This is a genomic window from Kribbella sp. NBC_00482 (assembly GCF_036013725.1).
Lineage (GTDB): Bacteria > Actinomycetota > Actinomycetes > Propionibacteriales > Kribbellaceae > Kribbella.
Window position 1 is genome coordinate 5374170 of record NZ_CP107881.1, and the last position, 12802, is coordinate 5386971.

Annotated in this window: 10 protein-coding genes and 1 pseudogene; 6 read left to right on the forward strand and 5 right to left on the reverse strand. The window is 68.4% G+C overall.

Going from position 1 to position 12802, the window contains the following annotated elements:
- Positions 1-8: 8 nt before the first annotated feature.
- Together OHB24_RS26290 and OHB24_RS26295 are read right to left on the reverse strand one after the other, a co-directional pair.
- Positions 9-2054: pseudogene (locus tag OHB24_RS26290) on the reverse strand (bifunctional SulP family inorganic anion transporter/carbonic anhydrase); the annotation flags it as partial.
- A gap of 50 nt (positions 2055-2104) precedes the next feature.
- Entirely contained in the window at positions 2105-3430 is a 1326-nt protein-coding gene (locus OHB24_RS26295) for a nuclear transport factor 2 family protein (protein ID WP_327633513.1), read from the reverse strand.
- Between the two features lie 92 nt (positions 3431-3522).
- Here OHB24_RS26295 and OHB24_RS26300 point away from each other — a divergent pair, with 92 nt between their 5' ends.
- The 4 genes from OHB24_RS26300 (at position 3523) to OHB24_RS26315 (ending at position 5543) form a co-directional block, all read left to right on the forward strand.
- The gene (locus tag OHB24_RS26300; protein ID WP_327633514.1) at positions 3523-3903 is read left to right on the forward strand and encodes a winged helix-turn-helix transcriptional regulator; all 381 of its coding nucleotides are present in this window, start codon (positions 3523-3525) and stop codon (positions 3901-3903) included.
- Positions 3904-3911: 8 nt separating this feature from the next.
- On the forward strand, positions 3912-4685 hold the full coding sequence (locus tag OHB24_RS26305) for an SDR family NAD(P)-dependent oxidoreductase (protein WP_327633515.1): 774 nt from the start codon (positions 3912-3914) through the stop codon (positions 4683-4685).
- Positions 4685-5071, forward strand: a complete 387-nt coding sequence (locus tag OHB24_RS26310) for a helix-turn-helix domain-containing protein (protein ID WP_327633516.1) — start codon at positions 4685-4687, stop codon at positions 5069-5071. Before OHB24_RS26305 ends, OHB24_RS26310 begins: the two co-directional genes overlap by 1 nt.
- A gap of 85 nt (positions 5072-5156) precedes the next feature.
- Entirely contained in the window at positions 5157-5543 is a 387-nt protein-coding gene (locus OHB24_RS26315; protein WP_327633517.1) for a nuclear transport factor 2 family protein, read from the forward strand.
- 48 nt (positions 5544-5591) lie between these two features.
- Here the strand turns inward: OHB24_RS26315 and OHB24_RS26320 are convergent, their stop codons facing one another.
- The gene (locus OHB24_RS26320; protein ID WP_327633518.1) at positions 5592-7619 is read right to left on the reverse strand and encodes a fibronectin type III domain-containing protein; all 2028 of its coding nucleotides are present in this window, start codon (positions 7617-7619) and stop codon (positions 5592-5594) included.
- A gap of 207 nt (positions 7620-7826) precedes the next feature.
- On the opposite strand from OHB24_RS26320, the gene OHB24_RS26325 reads away from it, so the two are divergent.
- The gene (locus tag OHB24_RS26325) at positions 7827-9278 is read left to right on the forward strand and encodes a lysyl oxidase family protein (protein ID WP_327633519.1); all 1452 of its coding nucleotides are present in this window, start codon (positions 7827-7829) and stop codon (positions 9276-9278) included.
- Between the two features lie 181 nt (positions 9279-9459).
- Here the strand turns inward: OHB24_RS26325 and OHB24_RS26330 are convergent, their stop codons facing one another.
- Positions 9460-10989, reverse strand: coding sequence for an MFS transporter (locus OHB24_RS26330; protein WP_327633520.1), 1530 nt, complete (start codon positions 10987-10989; stop codon positions 9460-9462).
- Between the two features lie 124 nt (positions 10990-11113).
- Between OHB24_RS26330 and OHB24_RS26335 the strand changes: the two genes are divergently transcribed.
- On the forward strand, positions 11114-11986 hold the full coding sequence (locus OHB24_RS26335; protein ID WP_130380615.1) for a LysR substrate-binding domain-containing protein: 873 nt from the start codon (positions 11114-11116) through the stop codon (positions 11984-11986).
- On the opposite strand, the gene OHB24_RS26340 is transcribed toward OHB24_RS26335, so the two are convergent.
- Positions 11983-12795: a UbiA family prenyltransferase gene (locus OHB24_RS26340; RefSeq protein WP_327633521.1), complete on the reverse strand. Its 813-nt coding sequence runs from the start codon at positions 12793-12795 to the stop codon at positions 11983-11985. The genes OHB24_RS26335 and OHB24_RS26340 overlap by 4 nt on opposite strands.
- Positions 12796-12802 lie beyond the last annotated feature (7 nt).

Here is a 12802-nt window from a genome sequence, read left to right on the forward strand (position 1 = left end):
GCCGCGCGGACGCACGGGAAACTGCGCAGATTCTCCAGCTGTACGGCGACGTTCGCGACGGACAGTTTGTCCGCCGGCGACAACGGCACGCCGGTCGCAGGATCCACGATGTCGTCCCACGCGACCGCCCGCCGTACGGACGGTTCCAGATGCCGTAGCCAGTTCTGCAGTCCCGATCCTTCGGGTACGTCGGCCGCGAGCGCGGCGGCCGCGGCGCCGCAGGAGGAATGACCGCAGACCACGATCGACTTCACCCCGAGTACCTCGACCGCGTACTCGATCGCGGCGTCGACCGAGTTGCTGTTCGATCCCTTCGGGGGCACGAGATTCCCGATGTTCCGCACGCAGAACTGGTCACCCGGACCGCTGGTCGTGATCATCGTCGGCACGATCCGCGAGTCCGCGCAGGTGATGAACAGGTGTGCCGGTTGCTGCCCGTCGGCCGCGAGTTTCGCCAGCAACGCCCGGATCGGTACGTCGTCCAGCTGCTCGGCGGACCCCGCGCGGTACACCTCGACCGAGCCGCCGCGCGCGATGTGCCCGCGCCGCCAGTCCTCGATCGCCTCGGACGCTGCGTGGTCCAGATGGTCCACGGTCAGATCGACGCGAACCGTCGCGCCGGGAGGGATCGACCGCAGCGTCCGTACCAGCGACGCAACTCCGAGGAACACGAGCGAACCACGGATTCGTACGGTCCACACGCCATCCGCTTCGGTCGCTGTCACGGTTGCTCGCGCGAGCCGGTACAGCACGCGTGCGAGCGCGAGCACCAGACCGAGCAGCACGCCTTCGGCCAGTCCCAGTACGCCGACGCTGACCGCGGTCACGACGTACACGAGCAATTCGTCGTGCCGACGCAGTGTGCGGATGTGGGCGAGCTGCACCAGGCGCAGCCCGGTGACGAGCAGTACGCCGGCCAGCGCGGCCATAGGGATCAGTTCGAGCATCGACCCCGCCGCGAGCACGAATGCCGCGATCCACAGGCCGTGCAGGATCGCCGACGCCCGGGTCCGGGCGCCGGCCGCGACGTTCGTCGACGAGCGCACGATCACGCCGGTGACGGGCATTCCGCCGAGCGCGCCGGACACCGCGTTCGCGGCGCCCTGGCCGATCAGTTCGCGATCGAGGTTGCTTCGCCGGCCGCGATGAAGCTTGTCGACGGCAACGGCCGACAGCAACGACTCGACACTGGCGACGAGGGCAACTGTCAGTACGGCGGTGGCGATCTCGAGCGGCGTCCCCTCGGGCATCACCGGGAGGATCAGACTCTGCAGCGGGTTGTCCGGCAGGTCGACCCGGGTCACGTCGGGCATGGTGACGGCGGCCAGTGCGGTGACCGCCACGACGGCGACGAGTGGTGCCGGAACCACCTTTACTTTAGGGATTCGCGGCCAGGTGAGCACGATCGCGACCGTGAGTACGCCGACCAGGACCGAGTGGCCGTGGTGGGCGATCAGCTGCGCGGGAAGTGCGGTCACATTGGAGATCAACGAGCTCTGGGCCTTGCCGCCGAGCACCACGTGCAGCTGCTGGACGGCGATCGTGACGCCGATCCCGGCGAGCATGCCGTGCACGACGGCGGGGGAGAGCGACAGTGCGAGCCGCCCGATACGGGTGACTCCCAGCAGGATCTGCAACAGGCCGGCCGCACAGGTGATGGCGGCGGTCGCGGCCCAGCCGAACTGGGTGATCAGTCCGGCGACGACAACGGTCAGGCCCGCGGCCGGGCCGCTGACCTGGAGGGGAGAACCGCCGAGCGCGCCGGCGACGACACCACCGACCACGGCGGCCACCAGGCCGGCGATCAGCGGAGCGCCGGAGGCGGCGGCGATTCCTAGGGAAAGCGGTACTGCGATCAGGAAGACCACCAGCGAAGCCGGTAGGTCATGGTGGAGAACAGTCTTCCAGGAAAGACGTTCGCTGGAAGTCGGGGGAGAATGGGAAGGGCTCGGCACGGGTCCTCCGGCGTCGGTGCTCAGGATTGCTCGGGCATCAGGCGTCGAAACAAAGAGTGTCGATCTGGTTACCCATCGTACTGACCCGATCAAGCCCACAACAGCGATCCGCCGAAATCGTTGCCTCCGGCTCCGAAGGTGACGATTGCTCAGGGCATCGACCCGAACAGTGTCCGGCGCACGTGATCGGTGTCGGCGTATTCGCGCACCGCGACGATCGCCCCGTCCCTGACGGTGAACACCCCGCCACAGCTGTTCCGGTACGGAGCACCCGACCGTGCCGTCGCCGCCGCGGTCCACTCGGCGAACACCAGGTCGCCGTCGGCCATCACGTTCGCGAGCGTGATGGTGACCGGAACACCCGGCGCGAACAGCCGGCCGGCGACCGCGCCGAGGAACTCGTCGAGGACCGTGTCCCGGCCCTTCCACTCACCGGACAACGGCAGGTCGCCCGGAAACGTCCAGACCACGTCCGGCGCGAAGCTCGCGCGCATCGTCGTCCGGTCTCCCGCCGCCACCGCCTCGACGTACCGGGTGACGACGGTCCTGGGATCCAGCGGTGCGCGCTCCTCTTCGATCAGGGTGAGTACGGCGTTGCCGCGGATACGGCGCCGGCTGAGGTCGTCGAGAACCTCGGGCGTCCGGGACCAGTCCTCCTGGCGGCCGATCTCGGGGTGCAGCCGGCCGGTCGCGACCAGGTGGACGAGCGTCGCCAGGTCGGCCGCGTCGTCGCCGTCGGTGTAGTGGAAGTGCTCGATGGTGGCGTTCTCGGGTCCGTCGAACAGCGTGAAGAAATCCAGTTCGATCGGCTTCCGGCTCGCCTCGCCGAACCAGATCAACCGCCCGCGGGGGAGCAGTTTCGACAGCGCGATCGGCAGGCTGTCGCCACCGACGGACTCCAGTACGACGTCGTACCGGCCGGGTGCGTCCGCGACGTCGTACACGATGGTCTCGGCGCCGAGTTCACGCAGTCGCTCGCCTCGGGGTGGCGACGAGACGACCGCGGTAACGCAAGCGCCCGCGGCGGCCGCGAGTTCGGTGACGTAGTGGCCGACGCCGCCGGACGCTCCGGTCAGGAGAATCCGTCGCCCGATCACCGAGCCCGCCGAACGGAGTAGCCGCACTGCGGTGAGACCTGCCAGCGGCAGCGCGGCTGCTTGCTGGAACGAGACCTCGTCCGGGAGTACGGCGACCTGCGTGAGCGGTGCTGCGACGCGCTCGGCCCAGCCCGAGTGCGGCACGTGCGCGAGCACGCGTGACCCGATCGCCGGACCGCCGTCGACCGTCGCGACCACACGACCCGCGACGTCCTTCCCGGGCCGCCAATCGGCCGGCGGGTTCTCGACCTGGAACGTCTCACCGCGGTTCACGGAGTACGCCGCGACCTCGATCACGACCTCACCCGGACCTGGCCGCACCTCGTCGACTTCGGCGAGCGCGATCGCGTTCGGTCCGACAGGCAGAAATGCTCTCATCTGTGTTGCCCTCCGTGCGTAGACTCGCCAACGACGTTACGAATCCCTCTTCGCGGCGGGAAGACAGCACTAATTACTGCTATGGGCACCTAATGGATACCGACCAGGTCAGAAGCAGGTGGGACGCCACGAAAGGCGCCTGCCCGACGCGTCAGGTGCTCGGGCGGATCGGCGACACCTGGACGGTGCTGGTGATCAGCACGCTCGAGAAGGGCGGCACGCTGCGGTCCGGCCAGCTCAAGTCGGTCATCGAGGGCATCACGCAGAAGATGCTCACGCAGACCTTGCGTCACCTCGAGCGCGACGGCGTCGTACGGCGTGATGTTCTTCCTACTGTGCCGGTGACGGTCAGCTATACGCTGACCCCGCTCGGCCTGAGTCTGGCCGCTGCCGTCGCGACGATGCGGACGTGGGCCTACGACCACATGGACGAGATCGCCGAGGCCCGCGACGAGTACGACGCCAACATCTGAGGAGTCACGTGGAGCTGGAACTGTCCGGGAAGACCGCGGTGGTCACCGGTGCGAGCAAAGGGATCGGGCTGGCCTGTGTCGAGGCGCTGGCGCGTGAGGGTGCGGTGGTCGTCGGCATCTCGCGGGACGCCGGCAACCTGGCGAAGGCGCAGGAGGAGCTCGCCGCCAAGGGCCTGAGCTTCCAGGCCGAAGCGGTCGACCTGACCGACGCCGACGCGACACGGGCGGCGTTCGAGCGGATCGGCGTACCGGACATCCTGATCAATTGCGCGGGTGCGGCCCGCCGGACGCCGGTCGCCGAGCTGGACAGTACGGCGCTGCACGCCGCGATGAACGCGAAGTACTTCACGTACATGCACGCGACCGAGGCCGTCATCCGCGGGATGGCGGAACGCGGCAGCGGCGCGGTCGTGAACGTCGTCGGCCAGGGCGGTCGCGCGGCGAACCCGTTGCACATCGGCGGCGGTGCGGCCAACGCGGCGCTGATGCTGGCGTCGGTCGGCTACGCGAAGGCCTACGCGGGCCAGGGCGTCCGGGTGAACGTGATCAACCCGGGGATGACGCGCACCTCGCGCGTCGACGAGGGGCTGGAGGCCGCCGTACGGGCGACCGGCAAGCCGAAGGACGAGCTGCTCCAGGAGATGGTCCGGGAGATCCCGATGGGCCGGGCCGGGGAGCCTCACGAGGTCGCCGACGTCGCGCTCTTCCTCGCCTCACCCCGGGCCAGCTACGTCACCGCCTCGATCATCACTATGGACGGCGCGACGACCGCAGGCATCTGATGTTGACCATCGGCGAGCTCGCGCACCGCTTCGGGCTCGCCACCCACGTCCTTCGCCACTGGGAGGACGAGGGTCTGCTCACACCTGAGCGCGTCGCGGGCCGCCGGCGGTACGACGAGGCGGACGTCGCGCGCGTGGTGATGATCCAGCGGGCGAAGGCGGCGGGTCTGAGCCTCGCGCAGATCCGCCGCATGTTCGACGCCCCGAACGGCTCCGAACGTCGTGCGGTGCTCGGCGAACAGGACGCGCTGCTCGACGAGCAGATCCGGCAGGCTCAGGAGTCCAAGCGGCTGATCTCGCATGCGCTGACGTGCGCAGAACCCGACTTCACGGCCTGCTCACAGTTCCGTCGGCTGGTCGCTGACCTGGCTTCGAGAACGCCGTGACCGGACGCTCCTGCGTCCAGTAGAGGTTGTGCGGGCGGGGTCGGCGGCGCAACATGAAGTCCTACTGCGAGGAGGGGGAAGAATCGTGGGGGACTTGAGTCAGCGATCGGCACGTGAGGTGCTGGACGATCATCTGAACATCGCGAACAACTGGGTGGGGACCCCGTCGCTCGAGGAGCTGCTGGCCGAAGATCTGCGCCGGAACGTGTCCGAGGACATCGTGATCTTGATGAGCCGGGGCACCTTCCGGGGCCACGGCGGGGTGCGGGAGCTCGCGTTGATGCTGGCCGACGAGCTGCCGGAGCACAAGGCGTTCGACTACACCTACGTCGCCGCCGAGGGCCGGGTCGGGCTCCTCGAGTGGACGTACCAGGACTCGCAGGTTCAGGTCCGCGACGGTGTGGACTCGTATCTGATCGAGGACGGGAAGATCGTCGGCCAGACCATCCGCTACACGGTCGAACCGCGGTGAGAAGTGCGGGGCCGGCCCTGGTGGTGCCGGCCCCGCGGCTCGCTGCGGTTACACGGTGATCCAGTCGATGTCGGCGATGTAGCCGTTCGGATTGCTGACCGTGATCGAGTTCGATCCGGCAGACAGCTTCATCGGGAGGTAGGTGACCTGCGGCGTACCCCAGTCGTTGTCGCCGAGGCCGTGGTAGTTCACCCAATAGCTGTCGGCGCCGTTGACGGTGAGCATGCTCTGTCGGCTGGTGTCGCCGTCGGTGTAAGCGATCTTCACCAGATACGTCCCCGTCGTCGGCACGGTGATGCCGTTCAGCGTCACCGAGGCGTCGTACCCGATGTTGCCGATCTTCGCGCCACCCGAGCACAGGGTGCAGCCAGAGATGCCGGCGTTGCCGGTCAGTGTGCTCGTCGGCGCCTCGGCCTCGTAGCGCACCGGCCCGCCGGACTTCGACGTGTACATGGTGATCCCGGCGCTCGCGTCCGACGTACGGCCGTACTTCACACCCTTGACCGTGAAGGTGTACTGCGTCTGCGGCTGCAGCCCGCCCACCACGGTGCCGGGCTTCGTGCTCGTCGCAACCTGATTGCCGTTGGCAAACACCTGGTACGACGTCGCGTCCGCGCTCGGGCGCCAGTTCAGTGACACCGACGTACGGCTGACGTCTGTCGCGGTCAGGTCGGCCGGGATGCCGACCGGCACGTACTGGTTCGGCGTGATCTTGTAGAGCTTCGAGCCGTGCGCGGGCAGCTGAGCGCTGACCGAACCGGAGACGTTACGGGTGTTCTGGTTCGCCCAGATGTCGCGGACCGTGGCCTTCCCGCCGATGCCGACCTGGTCGAAGTTGCCGGTCACGGTGGCGGGGGAGTCGGCCAGGTTGAACAGTGCGACCGTCGTACTGCCGTCCGCGTTCTGTGCGTACCAGACCTGCTGCAGCTGGTCCTGGTTCAGCGGACGCGCTGGGTTGCCGGACTGGTTGATCGCGATGACCTCGCGGTTCGTCAGCAGCTTCAGGCCGTACGCGTCCAGCTTGGTCAGGTCGTCGCCGGCGAACAGCGGCGCGGAGTTGATCGCCCAGAACGTCATGTAGGACTGGCGTTCCGCGTCCGTCAGGCCGTCCATCGCGCCGACGCCGACGTTGATCGCGTCCAGGTTGTTCCAGTGCCCCGGCCCGGCGTCGTCGATCCATTGCGCGACGTCCCACCAACGCTGCTTGACCGAGCTGTCCCACTTGACGATCGTGTCGCAGTAGCACTCGACGTCGGTGTCGATCCGCCAGCCGTTCGAGTTCTGCTTCCACACGTCGGCGTACCGGTGGCTGAGCGACCACGACAGCGTGTACATCATCGGCCGGCCGGCATTCTGCACCGCGCGCCACCAGGCCTCGACGTCCTCGGTGTTGTTGTGGTTCGGGTCGTCCGGCGCACCCTTCCAGGAGCCGGGGCCGACACCGTCCATCTTGATGAAGTCCACGCCCCAGGACGCGAACAGCTTCGCGATCGAGTCGGCGTACTTCTGCGCGCACGGACTCTCGTAGTTGATCTTGTACGCCGCGTCCCAGCCGTTGGTCTTGCGCAGGTCCGGGTACACGATGTCGCGCGTGAAGCAGCCCGGCGCGTCGTAGATCGGGGTGTTGCCGTCGCGGTAGACGTCGAGGCCGAGGCCGACGACGGTGTAGATGCCGAACTTCAGGCCGAGCTTGTGGAGGTCGTCGCCGACGGCCTTCATACCGCGCGGGAACCGCTTCAGGTTGGCGACCGGGCGGCCGTACTCGTCACCGCCGTCCTGCCAGCCGGCGTCGATGTTGAGGTACTCGTAGCCGTACGGCTTGAGCTTCGTGGCCAGGGCGTGCGCCTGGGTGAGGATGTTCTTCTCGCTGATGAAGCTGCCGGGGCCGTCGGGATTGACGCCCGGGTAGTTCGTCGACTGCAGACTCCAACTGCTCCAGCCCATGTACGGCTTGGCAGCGATCTGCGGATAGGCGGGTTTCTGGTCTTGGACTGCATCGGCTGGGGCGGTCACGGCTGCTGTCGACACCAGGGCGAGGGCAGCCAGGACGAGCGTCGTACGGCGTCTCAAGGACATGGAAACGTCCTCCGGGGAGGAGTGTGAGCGGACGTCGTCGAGCCTAGGTCGGCTTAATTTACACAGTCAAGTATTGAGGTCCTGTTACTTCGTGTGACGGGACTGCCATGGAACCTTGATCAACTTCGCTCCGCGCCCGGGTCGTCGTACCAGCAACGGGTCGGCTCGTGAGGATGCCGGCCGGAGGCAGGAGGGGGTTCCGTCATCGTGAACACAAGGAAACTCGGCCGGACGGCGGTCGCCGCGGCCGGGGCGGCCGGTCTGGTCGCACTCGCAGCCGCCGGCGCGTCGGCAGCGTCATCGCCGCTGCCTGTGAAGTTGGTTGCTGGAGGCACCGATGTCACGCTGGCCAGTGTCGAGGACTACGGCGTCGACCTGGATCTCGGCACGCATGTGGTGGCCGGCAACGCGCCGATCGAGGTCCGCGCCACGCGGGCGTCGTACAGCTCGCCGGTGGTCGCGACGCAGTACGTGCACGGCAAGCCGGTCCGGCAGTTGCCGAAGGGGCTCGTCACGGACTTCTCCGGGCTGGGGAAGTTCCTGCACATCACGCTGACCAACAGCGCGGGCAAGAAGGTGCTCGAGAAAGACCAGTCGGTCTGCCTGAACGGCGACGGATCGCGGACCCGGCCGGATGCCCCGGCAACCTCGCCGTACCCGGACGGCTGCACGGCGAACCCGTTCACGCAGGGCGCGGTGTGGGGACTGCAGACCGGGTGGTCGGCGCGGACGTACGGCGACGGGGAGCCGGTGCAGCTCGCCGTCGGCAAGTACAAGGCGACAGTGACCGTGAACAAGGCATACCGGGACTTCTTCAGGATCCCGGCGAAGGACTCGTCGGCGAAGTTGAACGTGACCGTGCAGAAGTCCGACGCCGCCGGGGCTCAGAAAATGAGCTCGAGTTCGGTGGCGCCGAAGCCGAACGCGGCGCGTCCGGTCGGCAAGGCGAGCGTGCCGAAGAGCCCGAAGCCGGACCTGCGGCCGGTGCCGGCGTGGGGGATCGTGGCGGTGCCGGGCGACGAAGGTACGCCGGATGCGAACAAGGACTTCCTGCAGTTCTCGGCGACCGTGTGGAACGCGGGACCGTCACCGCTGGTGCTGGACGGGTTCCGGCGGCAGGGCAAGGACCTGATGGACGCGTACCAGTACTTCTACAACGCTCAGGGCAAGCAGGTCGGGTACCAGAACACCGGGACGCTGGAGTGGGACGGCCGGGACGGCCACAACCACTGGCACTTCACCGACTTCGCCCGCTACAGCCTGCTGAACGCCAAGCAGACGGAGGTGGTGCGCAGCCAGAAGGAGGCGTTCTGCCTGGCCGCGACGGACTCCATCGACTACACGGTGAAGAACGCGAACTGGCACCCGGACAACACCGACCTGCACACCGCGTGCGGTGACCACGGCTCACTGTCGGTCCGCGAGGTTCTCGACGTCGGCTCCGGCGACACCTACGAACAGACGCTGCCTGGCCAGTCCTTCGACATCACGAACCTGGCGAACGGCACGTACTACGTCCAGGTGACGGCCAACCCGGAGAACCGGCTGTTCGAGTCCACCACGAAGAACAACGTTGCCCTCCGCAAAGTCGTCCTCGGCGGCACCAAGCACCACCGCACCGTCCAGGTGCCCCCAGTCGGCGTCATCAAAGCTCCCTGATGCCGCCCAGCCGGCCCGCCCGCCGGCACTCGCGCCCCCGGCCATGATCCAGCCGGGGGCGCGAGCCTTTCGGACCAACTTTGAGCACCCACCAACCAGATTTCGCGATGGAAAGTGGTTGGTGGGTGCTCAAAGTTGCCTGAGGCGGGACTGGAAGGCAGCGCGGTCCCGCCCCAGGAGTTCAGTGGTGTTGAGGGCGGCGGCGGGGGCGGAGTGGGCGTAGGTGCGGATCGGTGCGGGCGTGCTGCCGGCGGCCGAGCACGAACGGGCGTGACGTGCGGCTCGGCAGTGGGGCGCTCTTCGGGGCGGAGAGCTGGATCTCGGCCTGCTGCAGGTTCAGCCGGATCGGGACCTGGTGCCACGGCGAGCGGGTCCGGATCAGGACCAGCCGGAGTCGACTGTCGCGCCGCAGCCGGAGGCTGATCGCGACGGTCGCCACCGCGGGGACGAGGCCCGCGAGCATCAGCGCCGTACGGGCGCCGTAGTGCTGGGCCAGGAAGCCGACCAACGGCCCGCCGATCGCGCCGCCCCCGATGAAGACCAGGTTGTAGATCCCGGACACGCGGCCGCGCAGGCCGTCCGGCGTGGTCAGCTGGACCATCGACTGCGCTGCCGTCAGGAACATCAGCGTCGCCATGCCCATCGACGCCAGCACCGGGATGAACGTCCACAGCGAGGGCTGGATCGCGGCCAGTACTTCGGTGACCGTGAGCAGGCACGCGATACCGATCAGGTTCCGCAGGCGGGTCGGCCGGACGCGGCGGGCCGAGAGCAGTGCGCCCGCCAGGGCCCCGAACGCGACGACCGAGTTCAGTACGCCGTACCCCGAAGCGCCGGTGTGGAAGACCCGGTCGGCGAACGCGGTCAGCGTCACCGGCAGGCTGATGCAGAACATCCCGTAGATGCCGACCAGCGCGATCGCCCAGCGGACGGCCGGCTCGTGGAACGCGTACCGGACGCCGTCCCGCAGCCCGTCCCGGATCCGCATCCCGGCGCTCGCCTTGCGCGCCGCGTGGATTCCGGGCATCTCGCTCTCGCGCATCCGCAGCAGCGCGCTGATCGATGCGAAGAACGTCAGCCCGTTGAGCGCGAACGCCCAGCCGGTGCCGATGGTGCCGAGCAGCAGACCGCCGAGCGCGGGGCCGATCAGGCTGCCGAGCTGGAACGTCGACGACACCATGCTGATCGCGTTCCGGACCGTGTCGCGCGGGACGAGTTCGGTGACGAACGACTGCCGGGTCGGGTTGTCGACCGCGGTCGCGAGACCGAGGACGAAGGCCATCGTGTAGACGTGCCAGACCTGGACGTGACCGGAGAAGGCGGTCACCGCGAGGACGCCGGCACAGGTGCCCATCGTGATCTGCGTGACCAGCAGGATCTTCCGCTTCGGGAACCGGTCCGCGATCACGCCGCCGAACAGACCGAGCACGAGGGTGGGGAGGAACTGCAGTGCGGTGGTGATGCCGACCGCGGTGGCGCTGCCGGTGAGCGTGAGCACCAGCCAGTCCTGGGCGATGCGCTGGATCCAGCCGCCGGTCGAGCTGACCAGCAGACCGCTGACCAGGAGGCGGAAGTTGCGGACCCGCAGTGCGCTGAAGGTGTCCTTGAAGCCGGGCCGGCGCGCTTGCGTCTCCCGGAGCTTGCTGGAGTCGGTGTTGCGGTGGAGATGGAAGTCGGTGGACGGGACAGTACCGGTGGCCCGGGTGGTCAAGAGCGATCCCTACGCGAGTGGACTGATCAGGGGAGGACATGTCCATCCTCAGGGTTGGGTGCTGAATTCCCCCAACGAATTACTCCTATTAGTCTTATTGCGTGACGTAATGGGAGGTGCATCGATGTACGACCCGGACCAGCTGCGCACGTTCCTCGCGGTGGCGCAGTCGCTCAGCTTTACCCAGGCGGCCGAGCGACTGGGCATCCGGCAGCCGACGGTCAGCCAACATGTCCGCAAACTCGAGACGGCGGTCGGGCGGCCGCTGTTCGTCCGTGACACCCGCACTGTCACGCTGACCGCGGACGGTGAGGCGATGGCCGGTTTCGCCCGGACCATCCTGGCCGCGCACGAGGAGGCCGCCGGGTACTTCACCGGCTCGGAGCTGCGCGGCCGCCTGCGGTTCGGCGTGACCGACGACCTGGCGCTCACGCCGCTGCCGAAGATCCTCCGCGACTTCCGCCAGCTGTACCCGCGGATCGACCTGGAGCTGACCGTTGCCCAGAGCCCGAACCTGCTCCGCCGGGTCGAGTCCGGCCACCTGGATCTGGCCTACGTGAAGCACGGCGCCGGCGGCGGCTACGAGCCCAACGGCCGGCTGGTACGGCGGGACCCGATGGTCTGGGCCGGGATCGCCGGGACCCGGATCGCGCCCGACGTCCCGGTCCCGCTGGTCGCGTACCAGGCGCCGTCGCTGAGTCGGTCGCTCGGTGTGCAGTCACTCGAGCAGGCCGGTCGTACCTGCCGGATCACGTGCATCGTCCGCGGCGTCAACGGCGTACTCGCCGCCGTCCGCGCCGGCCTCGGGATCGCGATCTTCGCGCGCTCCCTGATGCCCGCCGACCTGGTCGAGCCTCCGCCCAGCGCCGGCCTTCCCGAGCTCCCCTCCATCGACCTCGTCCTCATCACCAACCCCCGCGCCGCCAAGGAACCCGCCGAGGCGTTGACGGCCGCCATCCTCGGCAGCAACGCCCCCCTCAAGCCCGACGCGGGCTAGACGAGTGCGTCGCCGCGGAGGACGAGGGAGATGATGCTGACCGCGGCGATCGCGATCGTGATGAGGAACGGGGCGTCGCGCCAGAGAAGGATCGTGGTCAGGAGGGCGGCGACGACTGCGAGGGCGACCCAGCCGATGATCCCGATCGCTCCAGGCGGGGCGATCACGAGGAGACCGGCTGCTGTCGCCAACGGGAGCGGTGCGACGAGGCGGGCGTAGCGGCCGAGGCGTTGGGGCCAGCCGCGGACGCCGGTGGCCAGGTCGTCGGCCAGGTCGGGTACGACGTTTGCCAAATGGGCACCGATCCCCAGGAGAGCACCCGCCGCGGTCGCCCACCACGGGGCCCAGACGTGCGCGGTGCCGAGCGTTACGAACGAGGGCAGTCCGCCGAACGCGACGGCGTACGGGAGCCAGGAGATCACGGTCGACTTGAGGCCCAGGTTGTAGGCCCAGGCGCAGGCGACGAACAGCAGGTGCATCAACCCGGACGTGAAACCGTTGGCGAGGGAGACCGGAACGGTGACGACCAGCATCACGCCCGCGCCGACCGCGAGCGTCCGGCGACTCACCAGTCCACGCACCACGGGCTTGTCCTGTCGGTTCACAATGGTGTCGCGGGCGGCATCTATCGCGTCATTGCTCCAGCCGATCGAGAGGTGGCCGGTGAGGATCGTTGCTGCGACGAGGAGACACCCGGCCGGACTTCGCCCGGCCGACCACGCGACTGCGGTAACCAGGGCGGTGACGGCGACGGTCGGGCCCGGGTGGCACGCGAGAGCCAGACCCTTGACGGTCCGCAGCGTTCTCACCGACGTA